This window comes from Sinomonas atrocyanea (genome assembly GCF_030812675.1).
Classification (GTDB): domain Bacteria; phylum Actinomycetota; class Actinomycetes; order Actinomycetales; family Micrococcaceae; genus Sinomonas; species Sinomonas atrocyanea_B.
On the sequence record NZ_JAUSTE010000001.1, the window covers coordinates 385087 to 408196 of the forward strand.

The window sequence follows — 23110 nt, forward strand, 5'->3', positions numbered from 1 at the left end:
TGATGGCAGGGCTGTGGTTGTTTTCTCCCTCACGGCGACTCACGCCGACACCGACCTTGAGACCGTTGCCCAATTGAGCACCGGCGCTACCGCCGTGGCCGCAGGCGCTGCCTCCTCCCCCGCCCTCGAGGGCGCCGTGGTGCTGGCCACCTGCAACCGCTACGAGATCTACGCGGAGGCGGCGAGCCATGACGACGTCGAGGCCGCGCGCTCGGCGATCATCTCCGAGATCAGCGCGCGCAGCGGCATCGCCGAGGACCGCGTGTCCCGGGCGTTCGCCCTCGCCCAGGGGCGGGACGTGACCCGCCACCTCTTCTCCGTCAGCTCCGGCCTCGATTCCGCGGTGGTGGGCGAGCGCGAGATCGCCGGCCAGGTCCGCCGGGCCCTCATCTCGGCCCAGGAGCAGGGAACCGCCAGCCCGGCCCTCGTGCGCCTGTTCCAGAATGCCTCCAAGACGGCCAAGGAGGTCGGCACCCAGACGGCCCTCGGCAGCCGTGGCCTGTCCATCGTCTCCGTCGCGCTCGACCTCGCCGAGGACCTCGCCGAGGAGCGCGCCTGGGACGGAAAGAAGGCGGTGCTCTTCGGCACCGGCGCCTACGCCGGGGCCACCATGGCCCTGCTGAAGGAGCGCGGCGTCGCCCAGGTGTCGGTCTACTCCTCGTCGGGCCGCGCCCGCGAGTTCGCGGCGGCCCGCGGCGGCGTCGCCGTGAGCGCGAGCGGCCTCCCGCAGGCCATTGCGGAGGCGGATGTGCTCATCGGCTGCAGCGGCTCGGACAACCCCATGGAAGCGGTCGAGCTCGCTGCCATCCGCGACGACTCGCCGCAGCAGCTCATCGTGATCGACCTCGCGCTCACCCACGACTTCGACCCGGGCGTGGGCACGCTCGACAGCGTGGAGCTGATCACGCTCGAGTCCGTCCGTCTCGCGGCACCCGAGGAGCAGGCCGAGTCCCTGGCCCAGGCCAGCGCGATCGTCTCCGCTGCAGCCTCGGACTTCGAGGCCGAGCGCCAAGCCCGGCAGGCCGACGCAGCGATCGTGGCCCTGCGCCGTCACACGATGGCGGTGCTCGACGCCGAGATCGAGAAGGTGCGCGCGCGCCACGGCTGCACGGCGGCCGCAGAGGAAGTCGAGTTCGCGATGCGCCGCATGGTCAAGCAGCTCCTCCATACCCCGACCGTCCGGGCCAAGCAGCTCGCCGCCGAGGGCCGCGAGAGCGAGTACCTCGCGGCGCTCGAGGCGCTCTACGGCATCAGCGTGGCCATCCCGGGCATGGTGGCCCCGGCCCAGGGGGCCGGCCGGACTGCGGGTGGCGTGTCCGCCGACGCCGACTGCCCCGTGGACCACACGCGCGCCGTCTGATCCGCCTCCCCCGGGACACCGGCCCGCGCCCCCAGCGGGCCAGCCCCCTCCCTCAGTAGACCGGCTTCTCCGGCTCGATCTCGCGCACCCAGGCGAGCACTCCGCCGTCGAGATGGCGGACCTGGGAGAATCCCGCGTCGACGGCGGCGGCCAGAACGCTCGCCGACCGCACCCCGCCCTTGCAGTGGAAGACGACCTCACGGTCCCGCGGCACCTCGCCCCAGGCCTCGCCGGAGAGCAGCCGCCCCTGCGGGATGAGCCGGGCGCCGGGAATGGACACGATGGACGCCTCGCCCGGCTCGCGGACGTCGATGAGCTCGAAGTCCCGCAGCCCCGCCTCGCGGGCCGCCAGCATCGTCGCCAGCTGCCCCGCGGTCACGGTGCGCTCAGTTCCGGGGTCGGCGGCGGGGGCGACCCCGCAGAAGGCCTCATAGTCCGTCAGCTCGGTGACCGGTGCGGCGTCAGGATCCTTCGCGACCCGGATCTCGCGCCATGTCGCGGTGAGCGCGTCGTAGAGCTGGACGCGCCCGAGGAGCGTCGTGCCGACCCCGGTGATGAGCTTGACGGCCTCGGTGACCATGGAGGCGCCGATCGCGGCGCACAGCATGCCGAACACGCCGCCCTCGCCGCAGGAGGGCACCGAGCCGGCAGGCGGAGGCTCGGGGAAGACGTCGCGGTAGGTCGGCCCGTACTCGGCCCAGAACACGCTCACCTGTCCGTCGAAGCGGAAGATCGAGCCCCAGACATAGGGCTTGCCGAGGATCGCGGCGGCGTCGTTCACGAGGTAGCGCGTCGCGAAGTTGTCGGTGCCGTCGAGGATGAGGTCATAATCGGCGAAGACCTCGAGGGCGTTCGAGGAGTCGAGGTGGACCTCGTGGAGGCGCACGTCCACGTGGGGGTTTAGCTCGAGGATGGCGTCCCGCGCCGACTCGGCCTTCGGACGGCCCACCCCGGAGACGCCGTGGATGACCTGGCGCTGCAGGTTGGACAGCTCGACGGTGTCGTCGTCGACGATCCCGAGGGTCCCCACACCGGCGGCGGCGAGGTAGAGCAGCGCGGGCGAGCCCAGGCCCCCGGCCCCCATCACGAGGACCTTGGCGTTCTTGAGGCGCCGCTGCCCGATCTCGCCGATCTCCGGGATGATGACGTGGCGCGAGTAGCGCTGCACTTCCTCGGGGGTGAGCTCCGCGGCCGGCTCGACGAGCGGTGGAAGGATCGGTGACTGCGAGATGGCCATGGCTCCAATCTAGGCCCGATCCCGGGTGCGCACCCAGCCGCGCCCGGGCGGTGGAACGGCCATGGATTCGGCGCTGGGTGATGACCGCCGGGTAGAGTGGGACTACCGTTTGGGCCACGCTCCACAGGCCCGAGCCCCCGGAAAGGCGTCTGAAGTGAGTACCGAACCGCGAGCCACGACCCCGCGCTCGCCCCGAATGCCACGCGACGAGCGGCGTGCCCAGCTCCTGTCAGCCGCCCTCGAGGTCTTCGCGGCCAACGGCTACCACGGAGCCGCCATGGACGAGATCGCCGAGACCGCGCAGGTCAGCAAGCCCGTCCTGTACCAGCACTTCCCGTCGAAGCGGGACCTGTACATCGCCCTGCTGGACAGCCATCTGGGCACGCTCACCGAGCTCATGCGGGCCGCGCTGGATTCCACCACCGACAACCGCGAACGCGTCAACGCGGTGATCCGCGCCTACTTCGACTTCATCGCCGCCGACGACCAGGCCCACCGCCTCGTCTTCCAGTCGGACCTCGTCAACGACCCGGACGTGGCCTCACGCCTCGAGACGTTCAACCGGGGATTCTCGGAGGCCATCGCCGAGGTCATCGCCTCGGACACCAAGCTCCCGCTGCTCGAGGCCCAGCTCCTCGGCCGCGGCCTCGCGGGGCTGGCCCAGGTGAGCGCGAGGTACTGGCTCGAGAAGTCGTCCTCCCTCGACATCGACGTGGCGGCCGACCTCGTGTCGCGGCTCGTGTGGAAGGGGATCTCGCGCTTCCCCAAAGAGGCCTAAGGTACTCATAGGGAACCGTCGCCGGACCGCTGTGCCGGTCCGGTTCCGTTTCAGCCTTCACCGACACAAGGAGTCACGTGGAAATCAAGATCGGCATCCAGAACATCGGCCGCGAGATCGTCCTCGAGTCGACCAAGGACGCGGACGAGGTCGCAAAGCTCGTCGCCGAGGCCCTCGCTGACGGCAAGCAGCTGCGGCTCGAAGACGAGAAGGGCCGCCAGGTGATCGTGCCGTCCGCTGTGATCGGCTACGTGGAGCTTGGCGCGCAGGAGCCGCGCCGCGTGGGCTTCGGCGCCCTCTGACCCCGTGGAGACGGTCTGGTCGCTCGTCATCGTGATCCTCGTGGTGGCTGCCGCGGGCTTCATCGCCTGGGCCGTCGACCGCCACCACGAGGCCTACGGGATCATGCTCCCGGTCGGCGCCGCTGTTGCCGCTGCCTGCCTGGTGTGGATCATCCTCATCCTCGCGGGGACGGGCTACATCGCGGGCCTGACGTGGATGCCGTGGGTGCTTCCCATGGCGGTCGGGATCGCCGCGGCGGTCTGCGTGCCGCTGATCCTTGGCCGTCGCCGCACGAGGCGCGACATCGTGACCCTCACGGAGATCCTCCGGCGGGGCTGAACCGGCCGCGCAAAGGCGCGGACGACGGCGGGTGGTCGCCATCCGCCGTCGTCCGCGCCTTCTCTCTGTCCCGGGGCCAGCCGATGCTGGGTCCGGGCGGGAGGACAGCCCACGCCGCGTGCGCAAGGCCATGGACCTGAGGGAGTCAGTCGCCTAGAATAGAACATATCTTCGAATGAAGGCGGTCGGCCGAGCGGGGGGGGTGGCGCGGTGGGTGCGGTGGTGGAGCTGGGTTTCGCGTCGCGGTTCCCCGATGTCCTCGCGGGTGGCCTGGAACTGGCCGCCAAGGCCCTGGACCAGCCGGGAGGGACCGCCCGGGCGCTGCAGGCACTGGCCGACTTCGATGCCTACAGCGCGGCCCTCCGCGCGGTGCTGGTCGATCGGCTCGCCGCCGAGATCGCCGAGGAGCCCCTCGAGGGCCGCCACGGCCAGCCCACGCGCCTCGGCGGGAACATCGCCCACGCCGTCGCAGTCTCCGAGCTCGCAGCCCTGCAGGGCACGTCCGAGCACACTGCTGCGCGGGCGCTGAACTTCTCCACCGCGCTGGTCAACACCCACCCGGCCGTGCACGAGGCCCTCGCCTCCGGAGACATCACCGAGGCCCACGCCCGCGCCGTCATCGACCAGGCCGCCACCCTGCCCCAGCACGCCGCCGAGCCCTACGCCCTCGAGGCCCTCGCCCGTGTCCGCACCCGCAAGGGCCGCCTTCGCACCCCGGGCGAGTTCCGCGCCGTCGCCCGCGACCTGCGCGAGCGCCTCCACCCCGACTCCATGACCCACCGCCGCGCCGCGGCCCGCGAGGACCGCAGGGTCTGGCTGCAGACCGAAGACGACGGCCTGTGCACCTTGTCCGCGCTCCTCCCCGCCGAGACCGCCGCCGAGATGTACGGGCGCCTCGACGCACTCGCCCGCACCACCCGGGCCCGCGCCGGCGACCACCGCGACCGCCAGGATGGACGGACCCTTGCCCAGCTCCGCGCGGACGCACTGGCCCACCTCGTGCTCACGGACGGCGTCCGCACCGACCGGCAGTGGCTGGCCGCAAAGTCGCCGGCCACCGTGCCGTTCCCAGAGGAGCTGCTCGCCGGGGTCAAGGCTGAGATCGTCGTCCACATCCCGGCCGCGGTCGCCCTCGGCGCCTCGGACGCCCCCGCGTTCCTGGACGGCCAGGGACCGATCGACCCGGCCACCGCCCGCGCGCTCGCCGCCGCCGCGCCTACGTGGCAGCGCCTCTTCACCGACGCCGAGGGCACACCCCTCGCCCTCGGCCGCACTGCCTACCGGCCGCCAGCAGGGCTGCGGCGCTTCCTCGAATACCGCGACGGTGCCTGCCGCGTCCCCGGCTGCACCCGCCCCGCCCGCACCGCTGAGGCCGACCACACGACGGAGTGGCAGGACGGCGGCGCCACCGATGCGGCCAACCTCGCCCTCCTGTGTTCCCGGCACCATGCCCTCAAATCCCTCGCCCTCCACCGTCTCACCCGCGAGCGGACCACCGGGGACGCCGATGGCACAGACGGCACAGGCACGCCCGCGCCCCCGCTAATCTGGACCACGTTCCTCGGCCGGGCTCTCCCCGCCGAGCCCCTCGACGGCGACCACGTCCTTGCCCCCAGGGCCACCGACCACCCACCACGGGGATCATGGGGCGAGCCAGCAACGGGCGGGGAACCACCGGGCACTCCGGTCTACAGCGCGGATGTTGCGGTGCGGGAGGAATCACCTCCGCCGTTTTGAGCGCCGAACTGCGCTACGCCTACGAGCCCGCGGGGTCCTGTGGGAGCCGTTCGGGCTGGGCGACGGCGTCGAGGGCCGCAGCGCGGAGGGTGCAGCGGTGCGCGGCCTCGACGTCCCGCGCGGTGACCACCGAGCCGGCGTCGTGACTGCTGAAGCGCAGGATGACGCGGTTGTAGCGCCAGTCCAGGTCCGGGTGGTGGTTGAGTTCCTCGGCGACCTCACCGACCGCGGCGATGAGCGCGAGCGCCTCCGCGGCGCTCGGCAGCCTGTACACGGTGGCCAGAGCACCGTCCACATGGCGCCAGTCGGTGAGGCGCCCCAGCTCGTCCCGGATCTGTTCTTCGGTCAACGGCTCGCGTGCCATGGAAGTCAGGGTAGGCCCGGCAGCCGTCCGGCGGAACTGCTCAGAGGAACTGCGCGCGCCCCTCCATCGGGCTCGAGGCCAGGGCGTGCTCCCGCCTGGGGATGCGGCCGGCCTTCGAGGCGAGGCGCCCGGCCGCCACTGCGTGGCGGAAGGCCATAGCCATGCGGACGGGGTCCTGCGCCCGGGTCACCGCGGTGGCCAGGAGCACGGCGTCGCACCCGAGTTCCATGGCGAGCGCGGCGTCGGAGGCGGTCCCGATGCCCGCATCGAGGACCACGGGCACCCCGGCACGGGCCACGATGAGCTCGATGTTGTGGGGATTGAGGATGCCCAATCCGGTCCCGATCGGGGCCCCGAGCGGCATCACGGCCACCGCACCCAGCTGCTCGAGCCGTCGAGCGAGCACGGGATCGTCGTTGGTGTACGCGAACACCTTGAAGCCGCGGCCCACGAGCTGCTCGGTCGCATCGGCGAGCTCGATCGGATCGGGAAGGAGCGTGGTCTCGTCCGCAATGACCTCGAGCTTGACCCAGTCGGTCTCGAGCGCCTCGCGGGCGAGCTCGGCCGTGAGCACGGCGTCGCGCGCCGTGAAGCACCCAGCGGTGTTCGGCAGGACGCGGATCCCCCGCTCCACGAGCAGCTGGAAGAGGGACCCCTGCTCGGCGGGCGAGTAGCGGCGCATCGCCACGGTGGTCAGCTGGGTGCCGGACGCCTCCAGCGCCTCTCCCAGCCCGTCGAGGCTGGGGGCCCCGCCGGTGCCCATGATGAGCCGCGAGCCCAGGGGCACCCCGTCCACCACGAACGGGTCGTCGGCGAGCGCCGTGCTCTCCTGCTCGATGTGTGCCTGTGTCATCTCAGCCTCCCTGCATCGCTGTGACGAGCTCGACGGCGTCGCCCGCCGCGAGCGCGGTGGTCGCCCAGCTTCCGCGGGGCACCACCTCGGAATTGAGGGCGACGGCGACGCCGAGGCGGCCGCCGTCGGACGGCCTGCCGTTGTCCCCCAGGGCCCGGCCCGTCGTGGCGGACACGAGGGCCAGCACGGTGGAGGGCTGCGGGAGCTCCCGCGGTTCGCCGTTGACGGTGATGCGGTCTGTCGCCTGCATCAGCTGCCTCCTCTCTCTGCCGCCGAGGCGGCCGGGATCCTCGCGGGCTGCGAGGCGAATCTGTCGGGCCGGAACGCATCCCAGCGGGGGTCGGCGCGCCCCTCGAGGAGGCCGCGGCACACCGCGGCCGCGGCGGGCGTGAGGAGCACGCCGTGGCGGAAGAACCCGGTGGCCACGATGAGTCCGGGCACATTCCCGACCCGCCCGAGCAACGGCGCGTTGTCCGGCGTGCCCGGGCGCGCGCGGGCGGTGATCTCGGTCAGCTCGAGCTCGGCGACGGCGGGCACGAGGGCCTGGGCGTCGCGCAGCAGCTCGTAGACCCCGCCGGCGGAGACGGCATCGGAGCCGTCCTCGCGCTGGGTCGCCCCGACCACCACGGTCCCATCCTCGCGCGGGACCACGTAGACGGGACGCCCGCGCACGAGCCCGCGGACGGTCGCCGTGACGAGCGGGCGGAGGGCCTCGGGCACCCGCAGGCGCAGGATGTCCCCATAGACGGGCCGCAGCGGCAGCGGCACCGGCAGGCCGCCGAGGTCGCGCGCGCCCAGCCCGTTGGCCACGATCGTCTCGGCGGCGCGCAGCTCGCGGCCGTCCTCTAGCACCACGCCGGCCACCCGCCCGTCGTCCCACGCGAGCGAGGCCGCGCGGTCCGGCACGAGGGCGTCCTCGCCGAGGCGGCGGAGCAGGGCCGCGACGAGCCGCCGGGGATCGACCTGGTGGTCGGCCTCGATCGTGAAGGCTCCGGCCACCCCGGGCGCCAGGAGCGGCTCGGCCTTCCGCGCCTCGCGGACGGTGAGCGCCTGGACGGCCAGGCCGTGCGCCTCCTGGGCGGCCCTGAGGTCGGCGAAGGCCTGTCGGTCGGCGGCGTCGGCAGCGAGGCACAGCGTGGGGGTGGCCAGATAGCCGCAGTCGGGGCCGGCGGAGGCGGCGAACTGCTGCCACCGCTGGGCGGAGTCGAGTGTGAGGGCGAGGAGGTCCTCCTCCTGGTAGTGGTACTCGCTGACTGCGGCGAGCATGCCGGCGGCCGCGTAGCTCGCGCCGGTGCCGGGCGCGGGGTCCACGACGACGACCCGCCGGCCGGAGCGCGCGGCCTCCCAGGCGATGCCCAGGCCGACCACCCCGGCCCCGACGACGATGACGTCGGCCACCGCGCCCGGGATGCGCGCCGCCGCGGGCGCGTCCGTGCTCTCCATGGTTCCTTCCCTCCGCCGGCATGACCCGGATCAGGTGCAGCGGTCGGCTCTGGCCCTCTCAGCCCTGGCGCAGTTCACACTGGCGGGCTCCCGCAGTACTGGGCACTAGTCTAGTTCCATGCTCCTCGCCGACGCCCAGCTGTACGTGTGCACCGACGCCCGCAGGGACCGCGGCGACTTCGAGTCCTTCCTGGACGCCGCCTTCTCCGGCGGCGTTGACATCATCCAGCTGCGCGACAAGCAGATCGAGGCCGCCGAGGAGCTCGAGCACCTCGAGGTCCTGCGCGCCGTCGCCGAGCGGCACGGGAAGCTGTGGGCCGTGAACGACCGGGCGGACATCGCCCTGCTCTCCGGAGCGCCGGTGTTCCACGTCGGCCAGAAGGACCTCCCCCTCCCCGCGATCCGCCAGGTCGTGGACCCGTCCGTGCTCGTGGGCCTGTCCACCAACTCCCCCGAACTCGTCGACGCAGCCCTCGCCCATGCGCAGAGCCCCGAAGCGTCCGCCGGGGCGCGCCTCGACTACTTCTGCACGGGCCCGCTGTGGGCCACCCCCACCAAGCCGGGCCGGGCCGCCGTCGGCCTCGGGATCGTCGAGCACGCGGCGCGCCGCACCCGCGAAGCGGTCGAGTCCGGCCGCACGGCACTGCCGTGGTTCGCCATCGGCGGCATCGACCACCAGAACGTGGCGCAGGTCGTCGAGGCGGGCGCGAGCCGCGTCGTCGTCGTCCGCGCGATCACCGACGCCGACGACCCCGCCGGCGCGGCGGCCCGCCTCCGCGCCGAACTCCCCAGCCTCGCCCCCGCCGCACCCCTCGCATGACGACGATCGCGTACCAGGGCGAGCCCGGTGCCAACTCCCACATGGCAGCCCTCGAGGCCTATCCTGACGCCGCCACGCTGGCGTGCGCGACGTTCGAGGACGCGTTTGCGGCGGTCACCGGCGGCGAGGCCGACCTCGCGATGATCCCGATCGACAACACCGTCGCCGGACGCGTCGCGGACATCCACCTGCTCCTGCCGGACACCCCCCTGCAGATCGTCGGCGAGCACTTCCTCCGCATCCGCTTCAGCCTCCTGGGCATCCCCGGGGCGACGATCGGGGGCGCCCGGGAGGTGCACTCCCACGTGCACGCGCTGGCGCAGTGCCGCGGGTTCATCCGGGAGCACGGCCTCACACCCGTCGTGGCCGGAGACACGGCCGGCTCGGCGCGCGAGGTCGCCGAATGGGCTGACCCGGCCAAGCTGTCCATCGCCCCGCCGCTCGCGGCCGAGCGGTACGGGCTCACCGTCCTCGCGAGCGACATCGAGGACCAGCAGCACAACACGACGCGCTTCGTGGTCCTCGCCCCACCACGCGACTACCCGCAGGCCGACGGCTCCCAGTACGTGACCAGCTTCGTATTCCGGGTCCGCAACATCCCGGCGGCCCTCTACAAGGCACTCGGCGGGTTCGCGACCAACGGGGTCAACATGACCCGGCTCGAGAGCTACATGGTCGAGGGCAGGTTCGCGGCGACCATGTTCATGGTGGACGTCGAGGGCCACCCCGACGAGCCGGCGCTCGCCCGGGCGCTCGAGGAGCTCGAATTCTTCTCGACGCAGCTGCGCATCCTCGGCGTCTTCCCGGCCCACCCGCGGCGCTTCGGGCTCCACGAGGGCTAGTCGGGACGAGCAGGGACAGTCGGGACTAGGCTGGCGGCCATGGCGCACCACTCGCTGACCCCGAAGCCGGCCGGCCCCTCGGCCTGGGAGAAGGCAGAGGCCAGTGGCACCGCGCTCGCAGCGGCGTTCGCCGCCCTGCGGGAAGAGTTCAAGCTCGCCGACGCCTATCCCGCCGAGGCGCTCGCCGACGCCGAGGCGGCCATCGCCGCCCTCACGCTGCCGGCCGAGGACGCGACCGGGATCGAGTTCGTCACGATCGATCCGCCCACGTCCACCGACCTGGACCAGGCCGTCCACATCGAGCGCGACGGCGCGGGGTACCGGGTGCGCTACGCGATCGCGGATGTCCCCGCGTTCGTCCGGCCGGACGGTCCGCTCGACGCCGAGACGCGCCGCCGTGGCCAGACGATCTACGCCGCCGACGCGAAGGTGCCGCTGCATCCCCACGACATCTCGGACGACGCCGGCAGCCTCCTCGCGGACGAGGTCCGCGGCGCGTTCGTGTGGGACTTCAGCCTGGACGCGGACGGCGACGTGGCCGGCGTCGGCCTCGCCCGTGCCACGGTGCGCAGCCGGGCGAAGCTCAGCTACGCGGAGGTGCAGGAGCAGATCGACGCCGGGACCGCCGCCGAGCCGCTCCTGCTGCTGCGGGAGGTGGGCCTGAAGCGGGTCGAGCTCGAACGCCGCCGCGGGGGTGCAAGCCTGAACCTGCCGGAGCAGGAGATCGTCCCGGCGGAGGACGGCGGCTACCGGATCGACACGCGGGGGCCGCGGCCGGTCGAGGACTGGAACGCCCAGATCTCCCTCATGACCGGCATGGCCGCGGCGAGCCTGATGATCGAGGGCCGGATCGGGATCCTGCGCACCATGCCCGGACCGGACGAGAAGTCGCTGCGGCACTTCCGCCGCCAGACCCAGGCGCTCGGGGCTGCCTGGGACGGCTCCGTGCCCTACGGCGAGTACCTGCGCACGCTCGACGCCGCCCAGCCCCGCCACCTCGCGATCCTGCACGCCGCAGCGGCCCTCTTCCGCGGCGCGACCTACACCCCGTTCGACGGCGACGTGCCCGCCGAGCACCTGCAGGCCGCCATCGCGGCGCCCTACACGCACACGACCGCGCCGCTGCGCAGGCTCGTGGACCGGTTCGTGCTCGTCCTCTGCGAAGCGCTCGCGAACGGGCGCGACGTGCCGGAGTGGGTGCGCGCGGCCCTCCCCCGGCTGCCTGCCCTCATGGCGGCCTCGGACCAGCTCGCGGCGCGGGTGGAGCGGGCTTCGCTCGACCTCGTCGAGGCGGCCCTGCTCGTCACGGCGGTGGGGCAGGAGTTCGACGCCGTCGTGGTCTCGGGCTCCAAGCCTGCTTCCGGGAGCCCGGCCGTCCCGCGCAACGGCCGGCCCGACCAGCCGCTCGACCGGATCGCGAGCTCCCAGAACGGGCAGGAGCCCGCCCAGGCCCGGCCGTTCGGCACCGTCCAGCTCGCCGACCCGCCCGTGACGGCGCGGTGCGAGGGCGAGATGGAGTCGGGGACGACCGTGCGGGTGCGGCTGGTCCTGGCCGACGTGAGAGCGCGGAAGGTGCTGTTCGAGCTGGCGTGAGCGCGCTGGGCCTGCACCAGGGAGGCCGGCACCCGAGAAGTACCGGCCGTCCCTTCCTTGCGCGCGCGCAGTCCGCTTACACGCCTCCGACACTCCCGAGGAGGTTGTTGAGGATGTTCACCACGCCCTGGAGCCCGGTGCCGTTGTCCAGCAGGCCGGCGACGCTGCAGAGCAGGTTGCCGAGCAGGTTGCCGGGGCCGCGCTGGGCGGTGATGTTCAGGTTGACCTGGTTGAGGTCGACCACGAGGCCCAGCAGGTCCAGGTGCAGCGGCCCCAGCGTCAGGCTGAGGACGCTGCAGGTTCCGCCCGGGGCAGCGTTGGTCACGAGGGCCGTGGCCGTGGTGCTCACGGGCGTGGTGGCGCCTGTGGCGGCATTCGTCAGCGTGCCCGTGACCAGACCTTGGACCGCCAGCTGCCCATTCTGGTTCACGAACTGAGTCGGGGTGAAGGTGCCCGTCAGCGTGCCGACGGCGTTGCCGGCCGCGTCGGTCACCGTCTGGGTGACCAGCGACGCCGACGGTGCCTGCGCGGCTGTCGGTCCCGCGGCCGCCGGAGCGGCCGCCAGCGTCTGGGGGCGGGGGGCCGCGGCTGTCGCGGGCCCGGCAACCGAGACGAGGAGCCCGCCGGCCATGGCGGCCGTGACGAGCGGGGCAAGGATGCGTGTTCTCATGTCTACTGCTCCTGGAAATCGGTGGAGTTGATTGACTGGTACATCACATAAGCGTGAGTCGCATCTCTCCGGCTCACGCTCCCGCCGGTACCCGTGCCGCGCTCGCTCAACCATTCGGGACGGCGCCCACCCCGCGTCGAGGCCTCCGATTCACGGATGGGGCCTCCGGCGCGGTACCCTTGGACAGTTATTGGATGCCCGATCGTCCTGATGCGATCCTCTCTTCACCCGCCGGCCGGTGCCGGCACCTTGATAGCCCGCGATCGGCTTCCGCAGGATGGCCGGCGCGCGCTCCTGCTCCAGATGCCCCACGCAGTCATGGCTGTGGCGCTCTGTTGAGCGAGACCCGCTCGGGCCCCGATGGAGAGGGACCCCTTCCCTATGAACGAAGTCCACACGCATGAACTCCTGACCGACGACTCGGGAACCGAGACGATCGAGACCGAGGAGACCATCACCAACGACGCCCCCGTCCGCCAGGAGAGCCAGAAGACGTTCTCCGACTACGGAGTGGCCCCCGAGATCGCCCAGTCCCTCGCGGATGCCGGCATCCTCAACCCGTTCCCGATCCAGTCGATGACCCTCGGGGTGGCCCTCGCCGGCCACGACATCATCGGCCAGGCCAAGACCGGCACCGGCAAGACGCTCGGCTTCGGCATCCCCGCGCTCCAGCGCACGCTCCCGGTCGAGCACCCGGACTACGCGAAGCTCCCGGTTCCGGGCGCGCCCCAGGCCCTCGTGGTGGTCCCGACCCGTGAGCTCGCGGTGCAGGTGAGCAAGGACCTCCAGACGGCCAGCAAGCGCACCACGCTGCGCGTCGAGGTCATCTACGGCGGCCGCGCCTACGAGCCGCAGATCGAGGCCCTCCAGCGGGGCGTCGAGGTGGTGGTCGGCACCCCGGGCCGCCTCATCGACCTGCACCGCCAGCGCCACCTCAACCTCAAGAACGTCCGGATGATCGTCCTCGACGAGGCCGACGAGATGCTCGACCTCGGCTTCCTCCCGGACGTCGAGACGCTCATGGGCGCCGTCCCCGCGGTCCGCCAGACGCTCCTGTTCTCGGCCACGATGCCCGGCCCGGTCGTCGCGATGGCACGCCGCTACATGACCCAGCCCACGCACATCCGCGCCTCCGACCCGAACGACGACTCGGTGACCAAGAAGGACATCCGCCAGGTCATCTACCGCGCGCACCAGCTGGACAAGGACGAGGTCGTGGCCCGGATCCTGCAGGCCCAGGGCCGCGGGCGGACCATCATCTTCACGAAGACCAAGCGCACCGCCGCGAAGCTCTCCGAGGAGCTCATCGACCGCGGCTTCGCGGCCGCGGCAATCCACGGTGACCTCGGCCAGGGCGCCCGCGAGCAGGCCCTGCGGGCCTTCCGCCACGGCAAGGTGGACGTCCTCGTCGCGACCGACGTCGCCGCCCGCGGCATCGACGTCGAGGACGTCACGCACGTGATCAACTTCCAGTGCCCCGAGGACGAGAAGGCCTACCTCCACCGCGTGGGCCGCACCGGCCGCGCCGGCCACAAGGGCACCGCCGTCACGTTCGTCGACTGGGACGACGTCCCCCGCTGGACGCTCATCAACAAGGCGCTCGGCCTCGATGTGCCGGAACCGGTGGAGACGTACTCGTCCTCGCCGCACCTCTACACGGACCTGGACATCCCCGCGGGGACCAAGGGCCGCCTCCCGCGCAACAAGCGCGTGCTCGAGGGCCTCGCGGCCGAGAAGCTCGAGGACCTGGGCGAGCCGGGCGGGAAGAAGCGCTCCCGCGGCGGCAAGGACAGGCACGAGGACGCCGAGGGCCGCGGCCGCCGCGGCGGCAGGGGCCACGGCGCAGAGAAGGCCGAGAAGGCCACCGAGGCCAGCAGCAACGGCGACGCCGGCAGCGAGGGCGGCCGCCGCCGTCGCCGCGGCGTGGCCGAGGGCGCGCCCGAGGCTGCCGGCGCCCAGACCGCCGGCGCCCCGACCACCGGCGCCCGCGCCGAAGGCCGTGCCGAGGGCAGGAACGCCAAGTCTGCGGAGTCGGCGCGGCCCCGCCGCGAGTCGCCCGCCCTCGCGGTCCACCTCACGGACTCCGGCGACGGCGCGTCTGTGGACCGCGGCGTCGCGGCAGCCCGCCGCCGCCGCACGCGCCGCCGCAACGGCGAGGTGGTCGCCCGCACCGAGGCCGAGTAGGCCCCGTGGCGGCTGCCGCCCCTGCCGGGCCGTCCGGGGACCTGTGGTCCCCGGACGGCCCGGACCTCGTGGTCCACGGCGACAACGCCGCAGTGCTCCCGGGCCTGCCCGAGGGCTCCTTCACGATGGTCTACATCGACCCGCCGTTCAACACTGGCCGCCCGCAGAAGCGGCAGGAACTGAGCATGGTGCGCAGCGCGTCCGGGGACCGCATCGGGTTTTCGGGGCAGCGCTACGAGACCATCAAGGGCGCGCTGCACCGCTACGACGACGCCTTCAGCGACTACTGGGCGTTCCTCGAGCCGCGGCTCGTCGAGGCCTGGCGGCTGCTCGCGCCGGACGGCACGCTGTACCTGCACCTCGACTACCGCGAGGCGCACTACGCCAAGGTCATGCTGGATGCGATCTTCGGCCGGGACTGCTTCCTCAACGAGATCATCTGGGCCTACGACTACGGCGCCCGGACCAAGCGCCGGTGGCCCACGAAGCACGACAACGTGCTCGTCTACGTCAAGGACCCGGCCCGGTACCACTTCGACGCCGCCGAGGTGGACCGCGAGCCGTACATGGCTCCGGGCCTCGTCACGCCGGAGAAGCGCGAGCTCGGCAAGCTGCCCACCGACGTGTGGTGGCACACCATCGTCTCGCCCACCGGGAGGGAGAAGACGGGCTACCCGACGCAGAAGCCCGAGGGGCTCGTGCGGCGCATGGTGGCGGCGTCGAGCCGCCCGGGCGACTGGGTCCTCGACTTCTTCGCCGGCTCCGGCACCCTCGGTGCGGTCGCCCAGCGCCTCGGCCGCCGGTTCGTGTGCATCGACGCGAACCCGCAGGCCGTCGAGGTCATGGCGGGACGCCTCCCGTCCGCGCGGGTCGTCGCCGTTCCCGAGGGCACCGTCTAGCGCACGACGGCGGTGCCGCGCCCCTGGCGCTCTATCTCGCCGAGCGCCTCGGGCGTCGTCGTGAACTCGCCGAGCCGGTTGGGCTTGCCCGTGCCGTGGTAGTCGGACGAGCCCGTGACGAACAGGCCGTGCTCGGCCGCCAGCCCGAGCAGGAACGGGCGGCGGTCCTCCGGGTTGTCCCGGTGGTAGACCTCCAGCCCGGCCAGCCCGGCGTCGATCATGGCGCGGTAGACCGGCTCGCCGACCGTGCGTCCCCGCGCCGACGCCACCGGATGCGCGAACACCGGCACTCCCCCGGCGGCACGGATCAGGGAGACCGCCAGCGCCGGCTCGGGCGCGTAGTGCTGCACGAAGTACCGCGAGCGCGAGGAGAGGATCGTGGCGAACGCCTCGGTCCGGTCGCCGACCAGGCCCGCCGCAACCAGGGCGTCTGCGATGTGCGGCCGGCCCACCGTCGCTCCCGGCGCCACGTGCCGCGTGACGTCGTCCCACGAGAGCGGGTAGTCCTCGGCCAGCAGCGAGACCATGTGCTCGGCGCGGGAGAGCCGCGCGTCCCGGGCCTTGGTGACCTCGTCGAGGAGGCCCGGGTCAGCGGGATCGTGCAGGTAGCTCAGGACGTGGACGCTGATGCCCTCGGGGGTGCGGCACGAGACCTCCATGCCCGGCACGAGGGCCACCCCGAGGCGCCGCGCCGCAGCGGCCGCCTCCTGCCAGCCCGAGGTCGAGTCGTGGTCCGTGATCGCGAGGACGTCGATGCCGGCCTCCGCAGCCGCCGCCACGAGCTCCGCCGGGGCCTCCGTGCCGTCGGACACCGTCGAGTGGGCGTGCAGATCGATCCTCACGCCCCCACGATAGCCCGCGGACGGGCCTGCGGGCCTCTGGACAACGCGCACCCCAGTGGAAGAATGAAGAAGTGAATGTTTCAGATCCCGCAGTTCCAGATCCCACCGGCCAGCAGCAGGCGCAGCCGATCGACGACCGGGTGAACAACCGGTCCCAGCGGCCCACATCCGAGGCATTCAAGGCGTCCATGGCCTCCGGCTGGGCGCCGGCCGAGGGCTCCCTTCCCGGTCGGGACGCCGTCGCCGAGCACGCCGCCCGCCGCCGCCGCGCCATCTCCGACCGCTTCCCCGGCGAGCGGCTCGTGATCCCCGCAGGCCCGCTGAAGGTCCGCTCGAACGACACCGACTACCGCTTCCGCCCCCACTCCGCCTTCGCGCACCTGACCGGCCTGGGGGTAGACCACGAGCCCGACGCCGTGCTCATCCTCGAACCGGTCGACGAGGGAACGGGCGACGACGGCGGCCACCACAGTGCCACCCTGTACTTCCGCCCGCTCGCGGGGCGGGACACCGAGCAGTTCTACGCCGATGCCCGCTCCGGCGAGTTCTGGATCGGGGCGCGCCCCACCCTCGCCGAGCTCGAGGCCCGCCTGGGCATCGCCACCGCGCACCTCGACGGCCTGGAGGCGGCGCTGACCAAGGGCGTGGGTGCGCCCGCGATCGGCGGCATCTCGGTGCGCCTGGTCCGCAAGGTCCACGAGGACCTCGACGCCCTCGTGGACACCGCCCGCTACAACACGGCCCAGGACCCCGAGTCGCTGGACCTGTCCGTGTTCGATGCCCTCGACGACCAGCTCGCCGAGGCCCTGTCCGAGCTCCGCCTCGTCAAGGACGAGTGGGAGGTCGACCAGATGCGCGAGGCCGTCGCCGCGACGGCTGCCGGCTTCGAGGAGATCATCAGGGCCCTCCCCCGCGCCGTCGCCCACCGCCGGGGCGAGCGCGTGGTCGAGGGCGCGTTCTTCGCCAGGGCGCGCGAAGAGGGCAACGACCTCGGCTACGAGACGATCGCCGCCTCCGGGAACAACGCCACGGTGCTGCACTGGATCCGCAACAACGGCCCAGTACGCGAGGGCGAGCTGCTCCTGGTCGACGCCGGCGTCGAGGCCGAGTCGCTCTACACCGCGGACGTGACCCGCACGCTGCCGGTGAGCGGGACCTTCTCGGAGGTCCAGCGCCGCGTGTACCAGGCAGTCCTCGACGCCGCCGACGCCGCATTCGCCGCCGCGCAGCCAGGGGTGAAGTTCCGACAGGTCCACGCCGCGGCGATGGAGGTCCTGGCAGCGCGCCTCGAGGAGTGGGGCATCCTGCCCGTCTCGGCCCAGGAGGCGCTCTCGGACGCCGGGCAGCAGCACCGCCGGTGGATGCCGCACGGGACGAGCCACCACCTCGGCCTCGACGTGCACGACTGCGCCCAGGCCCGCCGCGAGCTCTACCTCGACGGCGAGCTCGCCCCCGGCATGGTGTTCACGATCGAGCCCGGCCTCTACTTCAAGGCCGAAGACCTCGCCATCCCGGCCGAGTACCGCGGGATCGGCGTGCGCATCGAGGACGACGTCCTCATGACCGCCGACGGCCCGGTCAACCTCAGCGCGGCACTCCCCCGCACACCCGGCGACGTCGAAGCCTGGATGGCCTCGCTGCGCTGACGTCGGCCGTCCCCCATGCAGCAGGGGCGCCGTCCGGATCATGACCCGGACGGCGCCCCTGCTGTCGATGCGCGGTGTACTGCGGGGGGCTACGCGCCCCGGTGGGTGTCGCCGTCGTGCCTCGGCTCCTCCTCGCCGGCGGCGGCCTCCCGCTCGCCCGCGGCCTCGTCGCCGCGGGGCTCGCCCTGGGCCGCATGCGCTCCGTGGGCCTCCTGCTCGCCCGCGCCGTAGCCGGGTGCAGTGCCCTGGTGCTGCTGAGTGTGCTCGGGCTCCACACGGATGCCGTACTGCGGCCGGCCGTCGGGCAGGTCGTGGATGCCCGGACGCGACTCGGGCGCGGGCTGGGGGGTCTGCTGCGCCGGGGGCTGGGTCTGCTGGCCCGCGGCCTGCCCGGCGTTCACCCCATACGGGTCGGTCCAGCCGGTGGGGCGCTTCGGTTCCCCCTCCTGCGGCGGCTGCCACTGCTGGCCGTACCCCTGGTCGCCGTAGCCCTGCTGGCCGTGGCCGCCCTGGCCCCAGTCCTGGCCGGAACCGCCGTGGCCGTAGCCCTGGTCGTACCCGCCGCCCTGGTGGTAGCCGCCCCCCTGGCTGTACCCGCCGCTGTGGCCCCACCCGCCGTGGGCCATCCCCTGCCCCATGGGCAGCTGCGCGAGGAGCCGGCGCGCCTCATGGGCCACCTCGTGGCCCACCACCACGTCGTAGTTGCTCGCGATGACCTGGCTCGTGGACGTGAAGTCCCGCTTGCCCCGCTGCATCGCGTAGGTCACGATCCCGAAGAGCATGAAGAAGGCGGCGCCCATGAGCACCGAGGTGATGATCGAGAAGTAGCTGCCGTTCGGGGTGAAGAAGGAGAGCAGCACGCCCACGAAGAGGCCGAACCACATGCCGCTGAGCGCGCCGTTGAGGGCGACCCGGGGGTAGCTCAGCCGCCCCGTCACCCGCTCGACGAGCTTGAGGTCGTTGCCGACGATGGCGACCAGCTCGACGGGGAACTGCTGGTCGGCGAGGTAGTCCACCGCCTTCTGCGCATCCAGATAGGAGGTATAGGAACCGACGGTTTCGCCCTGCGGGAGCGTGCGGGCCTCGTCAGTGGGCTTGGCGGAACCGAACATGTTGGACATGTCCCTATTCTTACCCGTCTTCCTCGGCGGCGTGCCGCTTTCCGCTCAGAGTGAGCGGTGAGATTGCTCTGGAGTAGATTAGACAGGTGAGTTCGACCCCCACGCGTGTCTTCGTCGCCAGGCTGCTCGGCCTCGACGTCTTCGACCCTGCAGGTGACAGGGTCGGACGGCTGCGCGACGTCGTCGTGATCCCCCGCGGCGGCCGCCCCCCGCAGGCGGTGGGCATCGTGGTCGAGGTGCCGGGCAAGCGACGGGTGTTCGTCCCGATGACGCGGGTGACGAGCATGGACCAGTCCCAGATCATCACGACAGGCCTGATCAACCTCCGCCGGTTCGAGCAGCGCGGGGCGGAGCAGCTCGTCCTGGGCGACATGTTCGACCGGCACGTGGTCCTCGTCGAGGACGGCAGCCAGGCGGCCATCGAGGACCTCGCGATGGACCAGCAGCGCAACGGCGACTGGCTCGTGAGCAAGCTCTTCGTGCGCCGTCTCCTCTCCGGCCGCGGCCTGCGGAGCCTCCGGCGCGGCGAGACGGTCCTCGTCGACTGGGAGGACACGCGGCACGCTGCCGGGCAGACCCGCGGCGCCACGCAGTTCCTGGCCACGCACGAGGACCTCAAGCCGGCGGACTTCGCGGACGCGATGCAGGAGATGAGCGACCAGCGCAGGTTCGAGGTCGTCTCCGAGCTCCAGGACGAGCGCCTCGCCGACGTGCTCCAGGAGCTCCCCGAGGACGACCAGGTGGAGATCCTCTCGGCCCTCGACGTCGAGCGCGCCGCCGACGTGCTCGAGGAGATGGACCCGGACGACGCCGCCGACCTCCTCGCCGACCTGCCCGCCGAGAAGGCCGAGGAGCTGCTCCAGCTCATGGAGCCCGAAGAGGCCGAGGACGTGCGCCGCCTGCTGCAGTACGACGAGGGCACCGCCGGGTCCGTCATGACGCCCGTGCCGGTGATCCTGCCCCCCGAGGCCACCGTGGCCGAGGCCCTGGCCCACGTGCGGCGCGAGGAGCTGAGCCCCGCCCTCGCCTCGGCCATCTTCATCTGCCGGCCCCCGCTCGAAACGCCGACCGGCCGCTACCTCGGGACGGTCCACATCCAGCAGCTCCTGCGCAGCGCTCCGCCCGAGCAGCTCGGCTCCATCGTGGACAAGAATCTCGAGCCCATCCACGACCTCGCGTCCATCAGCGAGGTCGCGCGCTCGATGGCCCAGTACAACCTCAATTCGATTGCCGTCGTCAACGGGGGCGGCCGTCTCGTGGGGGCGGTGACCGTCGATGACCTCCTCGATCACCTCCTGCCCGACGACTGGCGCGTGCACGAGGACGGCGAGCCCGTGAAGAAGTACGGAGGACGCTTTGGCTGAGCCCCGCAAGCTGCCAGGTCTGGACACTCCCCTCGAGCAGCGAAGCAGGCTCTTCCCCCGCCTCAGCCCCGACCCGGACGCGTTCGGCCGGTTCGCGGAGAACTTCGCGCGGTACATGGGCACGCCGCGCTTCCTGCTCTACATGACGCTGTTCTGCGTCGTCTGGTTGGGCTGGAACACCTTCGGGCCCGAGCAGTGGCAGTTCGACCCGAGGTCCCTGAACTACACGCTCCTGACACTGCTGCTCTCGCTGCAGGCCTCCTACGCGGCGCCGCTGATCCTCCTCGCCCAGAACCGGCAGGACGACCGCGACCGGGTCCAGATCGAGCAGGACCGCTCCCGCAACGAGCGCAGCCTTGCGGACACTGAGTACCTCACCCGGGAACTCGCGTCCCTCCGCCTTGCCCTGCGCGAGGTCGCGACCCGCGACTTCGTGCGCAGCGAGCTCCGGTCCCTCCTCGAGGACCTGTCCACCGAACAGGAGGACCCCGATCCGGAGGAACGGGCCGAGGCGTCCAAGCCGCGCAGAGACCGCCGCCAGCGCAGCCTCCGCACCCAGCAGATCCCCCGCGTGCGCGAGAGCGGGGTCGCCGAGTGAGTGCCGTATCCGAGGACGCCGTCCGCACAGCCCTGCACGGCGTCCTCGACCCGGAACTGCGCCGCCCCATCGACGAGCTCGGCATGCTGCGCTCCGTGACGGTCGACGGCGGCAGGGTCACCGTGGGCGTGCTCCTCACCATCGCGGGCTGCCCGCTCCGGAGCACCATCGAGCAGGACGTGGCCGCCGCGCTCCGCACCGTTCCCGGGGTCGAGGAGGCCGTGGTGGACCTCGACGTCATGACGCCCGAGCAGCGCAAGGAGCTCAAGGACCGGCTCCGCCCCGGACGCGGCATCCCCTTCAGCCGGCCGGACTCGCTGACCAAGGTCTTCGCGGTCGCCAGCGGCAAGGGCGGCGTCGGCAAGTCGTCCGTCACCGTGAACCTCGCCTGCGAGCTGGCCGCCCGCGGGCTGCGGGTCGGCATCGTGGACGCGGACGTGCACGGCTTCTCGGTGCCCGGCCTGCTGGGGGCCACCGGGACGCCGACCCAGGTGGACGACATGATCCTGCCGCCGATCGCGCACGGGGTGAAGGTCATCTCGATCGGCATGTTCGTCCAGGGCAACCAGCCCGTGGTGTGGCGCGGTCCGATGCTGCACCGGGCCCTCGAGCAGTTCCTCGGGGATGTCTACTTCGGGGACCTCGACGTCCTCTTCCTCGACCTTCCCCCGGGCACCGGGGACGTGGCCATCTCCGTGTCCCAGCTGCTGCCGAACGCCGAGCTGCTGGTCGTGACCACGCCGCAGGCCGCCGCGGCGGAGGTCGCGGAGCGGGCCGGGACGGTGTCGGCCCAGACGGCCCAGCGGGTCGCAGGCGTGATCGAGAACATGTCGGGCCTGACGCTCCCGGACGGGACGGTGATGGACCTGTTCGGCTCGGGCGGGGGCCAGCGCGTCGCCGAGCGGCTGACGGCTGCGCTCGGCACCCCGGTCGGCCTGCTGGGCCAGGTGCCCCTCGATGTGGCGCTTCGCGCGGGCGGCGATGCCGGGACCCCGATTGTGCTCAGCGACCCGGGCTCCCCGGCGGCGGTAGCCCTGCGCGCCATCGCGGACCGCCTGGCCGCCCAGCCCCGGCACCTGGCGGGACGCCGCCTGGGCGTGACGCCGACCGTCTGAGCGCGTCGGCCTGGTGGCGTCGGCCGGCAGGCTCCCGCCTGGGGCTTCCTGTCAGCTTCCCGTCAGGTGGCCTCGGAGTCGAAGGGCGCCTTCTCCCCCGCCTGGAGACGCTCGATCAGGGGTGCGGGTACGCTGGCCGCCGCGGCGGTGGCAGCCGCGGCCACGGCGGGCGCCCCCGCCGGCGGGGCGCCGGCCCCGTCGTCGTCCATGAGCGCGTCCCGGATGATCTTGCGGGGGTCGTACTGGCGGGGATCGTACTTGCGCCAGTCCACCTCGCTGAGGTCGACGCCGGTCTCCTCCTTCAGCTGCTCCTTCGCCCCTGCTGCCATGCGCCGCAGTTCCTTGACGATGTTCGCGAGCTTCTGGGTGTATTCGGGGAGCCGCTTGGGCCCGATCACGAGGACGCCGATGACCAGCAGGATGAGGAATTCCGGACCGTTGATTCCGAACACGCGTGCAACACTACCTTCTGCCCGAGCGGGCCAGCGATTCCGACGGGGAGCGCCCTGTCAGGGGCTTCCAGAGGCGCCGACGACCACGAGGAGCCCCCGCCCCAGGCGGTCGAGGGGGTCGTCCGCATGGGCCGCGGTCTGGGCCGATGTGCCCGGTGCGGGGCGGACCGCGGGGCCTGCCCCGGGCGCTGTCCGGACGAACGTCGCGGCGCCGTTGCCGGCGGTCGCGCGTGGTACCGGGTCTCCCGCGACGGCGTAGGCGGTCACTGCGAGCGCGGCGGCGCATGCGGCGGCGCCGGCCAGGGCCGTGAGGGCGAAGCGCACCGCGCACCGGGCGCGGGAGCGCGCAGCGGTACTCTCCGCGAGCTCGGCCTGCGCAGCGAGGTACCGGGTGCGCTCGAGCAGCCGCTCCTGGAGCGCCTCGCTCGCACTCGGCACCTGCACCTCGCGCAGGGAGGTCAGGTAGCGGCGCTCGGTCTCGAGGCGTCCCCGGCAGTCCGGGCAGCCGCGGACGTGGTCGCCGGAGGCGGGGTGGTCATCAGGGAGCAGGCTGCTCCAGCGTGGCATGCCC

General features: G+C 72.6%; 24 protein-coding genes. 14 read left to right on the top strand and 10 right to left on the bottom strand.

Translation table 11 applies throughout. The annotated features are described in order from the left end of the window. Positions 1-13: 13 nt before the first annotated feature. Positions 14-1360, top strand: a complete 1347-nt coding sequence (locus tag J2W20_RS01705; RefSeq protein ID WP_307004014.1) for a glutamyl-tRNA reductase — start codon at positions 14-16, stop codon at positions 1358-1360. Between the two features lie 52 nt (positions 1361-1412). Here the strand turns inward: J2W20_RS01705 and moeB are convergent, their stop codons facing one another. Next, positions 1413-2597 carry a molybdopterin-synthase adenylyltransferase MoeB gene (moeB, locus tag J2W20_RS01710; RefSeq protein ID WP_307004015.1) on the bottom strand — a complete coding sequence of 395 codons (1185 nt, stop codon included), beginning with the start codon at positions 2595-2597 and terminating at the stop codon, positions 1413-1415. Positions 2598-2658: 61 nt separating this feature from the next. Between moeB and J2W20_RS01715 the strand changes: the two genes are divergently transcribed. The 4 genes from J2W20_RS01715 (at position 2659) to J2W20_RS01730 (ending at position 5733) form a co-directional block, all read left to right on the top strand. Next, positions 2659-3375, top strand: a complete 717-nt coding sequence (locus J2W20_RS01715; protein WP_373457944.1) for a TetR/AcrR family transcriptional regulator — start codon at positions 2659-2661, stop codon at positions 3373-3375. 77 nt (positions 3376-3452) lie between these two features. Further along, on the top strand, positions 3453-3677 hold the full coding sequence (locus J2W20_RS01720) for a DUF3107 domain-containing protein (RefSeq protein ID WP_307004018.1): 225 nt from the start codon (positions 3453-3455) through the stop codon (positions 3675-3677). Positions 3678-3681: 4 nt separating this feature from the next. Next, on the top strand, positions 3682-3996 hold the full coding sequence (locus J2W20_RS01725) for a hypothetical protein (RefSeq protein ID WP_307004020.1): 315 nt from the start codon (positions 3682-3684) through the stop codon (positions 3994-3996). A 222-nt stretch (positions 3997-4218) separates the two neighbouring features. Then, on the top strand, positions 4219-5733 hold the full coding sequence (locus tag J2W20_RS01730; protein ID WP_307004021.1) for an HNH endonuclease signature motif containing protein: 1515 nt from the start codon (positions 4219-4221) through the stop codon (positions 5731-5733). A gap of 19 nt (positions 5734-5752) precedes the next feature. On the opposite strand, the gene J2W20_RS01735 is transcribed toward J2W20_RS01730, so the two are convergent. Genes J2W20_RS01735 through thiO form a run of 4 tightly spaced genes read right to left on the bottom strand, consistent with a single transcriptional unit; the run spans position 5753 to position 8393 of the window. Then, entirely contained in the window at positions 5753-6097 is a 345-nt protein-coding gene (locus tag J2W20_RS01735; protein ID WP_307004022.1) for a 4a-hydroxytetrahydrobiopterin dehydratase, read from the bottom strand. A 40-nt stretch (positions 6098-6137) separates the two neighbouring features. Beyond that, complete coding sequence (locus tag J2W20_RS01740; protein ID WP_307004025.1) at positions 6138-6950, bottom strand: thiazole synthase; 813 nt, start codon at positions 6948-6950, stop codon at positions 6138-6140. Position 6951: 1 nt separating this feature from the next. Further along, on the bottom strand, positions 6952-7200 hold the full coding sequence (thiS, locus tag J2W20_RS01745) for a sulfur carrier protein ThiS (RefSeq protein ID WP_307004027.1): 249 nt from the start codon (positions 7198-7200) through the stop codon (positions 6952-6954). Beyond that, on the bottom strand, positions 7200-8393 hold the full coding sequence (gene thiO, locus J2W20_RS01750) for a glycine oxidase ThiO (protein WP_307004028.1): 1194 nt from the start codon (positions 8391-8393) through the stop codon (positions 7200-7202). The genes thiS and thiO overlap by 1 nt, the downstream gene beginning before the upstream one ends. A gap of 118 nt (positions 8394-8511) precedes the next feature. On the opposite strand from thiO, the gene thiE reads away from it, so the two are divergent. From thiE to J2W20_RS01765, 3 genes are read left to right on the top strand one after another with little or no spacing between them, the layout of a single operon-like run. Beyond that, positions 8512-9213, top strand: coding sequence for a thiamine phosphate synthase (gene thiE / locus J2W20_RS01755; RefSeq protein ID WP_307004030.1), 702 nt, complete (start codon positions 8512-8514; stop codon positions 9211-9213). Further along, entirely contained in the window at positions 9210-10055 is an 846-nt protein-coding gene (locus J2W20_RS01760; protein ID WP_307004032.1) for a prephenate dehydratase, read from the top strand. Before thiE ends, J2W20_RS01760 begins: the two co-directional genes overlap by 4 nt. A 39-nt stretch (positions 10056-10094) precedes the next feature. Continuing rightward, positions 10095-11648, top strand: coding sequence for an RNB domain-containing ribonuclease (locus tag J2W20_RS01765; RefSeq protein ID WP_307004033.1), 1554 nt, complete (start codon positions 10095-10097; stop codon positions 11646-11648). Between the two features lie 76 nt (positions 11649-11724). On the opposite strand, the gene J2W20_RS01770 is transcribed toward J2W20_RS01765, so the two are convergent. Continuing rightward, positions 11725-12318 carry an ABC transporter substrate-binding protein gene (locus tag J2W20_RS01770; protein WP_307004034.1) on the bottom strand — a complete coding sequence of 198 codons (594 nt, stop codon included), beginning with the start codon at positions 12316-12318 and terminating at the stop codon, positions 11725-11727. A 381-nt stretch (positions 12319-12699) separates the two neighbouring features. On the opposite strand from J2W20_RS01770, the gene J2W20_RS01775 reads away from it, so the two are divergent. Both J2W20_RS01775 and J2W20_RS01780 read left to right on the top strand, forming a co-directional pair. Next, positions 12700-14502 carry a DEAD/DEAH box helicase gene (locus tag J2W20_RS01775; protein WP_307004036.1) on the top strand — a complete coding sequence of 601 codons (1803 nt, stop codon included), beginning with the start codon at positions 12700-12702 and terminating at the stop codon, positions 14500-14502. Between the two features lie 5 nt (positions 14503-14507). Continuing rightward, a complete protein-coding gene (locus J2W20_RS01780; RefSeq protein WP_307004038.1) occupies positions 14508-15401 on the top strand; it encodes a DNA-methyltransferase in 894 nt (297 codons plus the stop codon). Here the strand turns inward: J2W20_RS01780 and J2W20_RS01785 are convergent. Further along, positions 15398-16243, bottom strand: a complete 846-nt coding sequence (locus J2W20_RS01785; RefSeq protein ID WP_307004040.1) for a PHP domain-containing protein — start codon at positions 16241-16243, stop codon at positions 15398-15400. The genes J2W20_RS01780 and J2W20_RS01785 overlap by 4 nt on opposite strands. A 71-nt stretch (positions 16244-16314) precedes the next feature. Here J2W20_RS01785 and J2W20_RS01790 point away from each other — a divergent pair, with 71 nt between their 5' ends. Beyond that, on the top strand, positions 16315-17889 hold the full coding sequence (locus tag J2W20_RS01790; RefSeq protein ID WP_307004041.1) for an aminopeptidase P family protein: 1575 nt from the start codon (positions 16315-16317) through the stop codon (positions 17887-17889). A gap of 89 nt (positions 17890-17978) precedes the next feature. Here J2W20_RS01790 and J2W20_RS01795 read toward each other — a convergent pair whose 3' ends face one another. Then, positions 17979-19010: a general stress protein gene (locus J2W20_RS01795; protein WP_307004043.1), complete on the bottom strand. Its 1032-nt coding sequence runs from the start codon at positions 19008-19010 to the stop codon at positions 17979-17981. Between the two features lie 86 nt (positions 19011-19096). Between J2W20_RS01795 and J2W20_RS01800 the strand changes: the two genes are divergently transcribed. Genes J2W20_RS01800 through J2W20_RS01810 form a run of 3 tightly spaced genes read left to right on the top strand, consistent with a single transcriptional unit; the run spans position 19097 to position 22087 of the window. Then, a complete protein-coding gene (locus J2W20_RS01800) occupies positions 19097-20374 on the top strand; it encodes a magnesium transporter MgtE N-terminal domain-containing protein (RefSeq protein WP_307004044.1) in 1278 nt (425 codons plus the stop codon). Further along, a complete protein-coding gene (locus J2W20_RS01805) occupies positions 20367-20972 on the top strand; it encodes a DUF1003 domain-containing protein (RefSeq protein WP_307004045.1) in 606 nt (201 codons plus the stop codon). The genes J2W20_RS01800 and J2W20_RS01805 overlap by 8 nt, the downstream gene beginning before the upstream one ends. Continuing rightward, on the top strand, positions 20969-22087 hold the full coding sequence (locus J2W20_RS01810; RefSeq protein ID WP_307004046.1) for an Mrp/NBP35 family ATP-binding protein: 1119 nt from the start codon (positions 20969-20971) through the stop codon (positions 22085-22087). The genes J2W20_RS01805 and J2W20_RS01810 overlap by 4 nt, the downstream gene beginning before the upstream one ends. A gap of 62 nt (positions 22088-22149) precedes the next feature. Here J2W20_RS01810 and J2W20_RS01815 read toward each other — a convergent pair whose 3' ends face one another. After that, on the bottom strand, positions 22150-22539 hold the full coding sequence (locus tag J2W20_RS01815) for a twin-arginine translocase TatA/TatE family subunit (RefSeq protein WP_307004048.1): 390 nt from the start codon (positions 22537-22539) through the stop codon (positions 22150-22152). A gap of 57 nt (positions 22540-22596) precedes the next feature. Then, complete coding sequence (locus J2W20_RS01820; RefSeq protein WP_307004049.1) at positions 22597-23106, bottom strand: hypothetical protein; 510 nt, start codon at positions 23104-23106, stop codon at positions 22597-22599. Positions 23107-23110 lie beyond the last annotated feature (4 nt).

Excerpts from the sequence above, each read along its gene's own strand:
- moeB (WP_307004015.1), bottom strand. The coding sequence starts at position 2,597 with ATGGCCATCTCGCAGTCACCGATCCTTCCACCGCTCGTCGAGCCGGCC.
- J2W20_RS01715 (WP_373457944.1), top strand. The coding sequence starts at position 2,659 with ATGGATTCGGCGCTGGGTGATGACCGCCGGGTAGAGTGGGACTACCGT.
- J2W20_RS01735 (WP_307004022.1), bottom strand. The coding sequence starts at position 6,097 with ATGGCACGCGAGCCGTTGACCGAAGAACAGATCCGGGACGAGCTGGGG.
- J2W20_RS01740 (WP_307004025.1), bottom strand. The coding sequence starts at position 6,950 with ATGACACAGGCACACATCGAGCAGGAGAGCACGGCGCTCGCCGACGAC.
- thiS (WP_307004027.1), bottom strand. The coding sequence starts at position 7,200 with ATGCAGGCGACAGACCGCATCACCGTCAACGGCGAACCGCGGGAGCTC.
- thiO (WP_307004028.1), bottom strand. The coding sequence starts at position 8,393 with ATGGAGAGCACGGACGCGCCCGCGGCGGCGCGCATCCCGGGCGCGGTG.
- thiE (WP_307004030.1), top strand. The coding sequence starts at position 8,512 with ATGCTCCTCGCCGACGCCCAGCTGTACGTGTGCACCGACGCCCGCAGG.
- J2W20_RS01760 (WP_307004032.1), top strand. The coding sequence starts at position 9,210 with ATGACGACGATCGCGTACCAGGGCGAGCCCGGTGCCAACTCCCACATG.
- J2W20_RS01765 (WP_307004033.1), top strand. The coding sequence starts at position 10,095 with ATGGCGCACCACTCGCTGACCCCGAAGCCGGCCGGCCCCTCGGCCTGG.
- J2W20_RS01770 (WP_307004034.1), bottom strand. The coding sequence starts at position 12,318 with ATGAGAACACGCATCCTTGCCCCGCTCGTCACGGCCGCCATGGCCGGC.
- J2W20_RS01775 (WP_307004036.1), top strand. The coding sequence starts at position 12,700 with ATGAACGAAGTCCACACGCATGAACTCCTGACCGACGACTCGGGAACC.
- J2W20_RS01795 (WP_307004043.1), bottom strand. The coding sequence starts at position 19,010 with ATGTCCAACATGTTCGGTTCCGCCAAGCCCACTGACGAGGCCCGCACG.
- J2W20_RS01820 (WP_307004049.1), bottom strand. The coding sequence starts at position 23,106 with ATGCCACGCTGGAGCAGCCTGCTCCCTGATGACCACCCCGCCTCCGGC.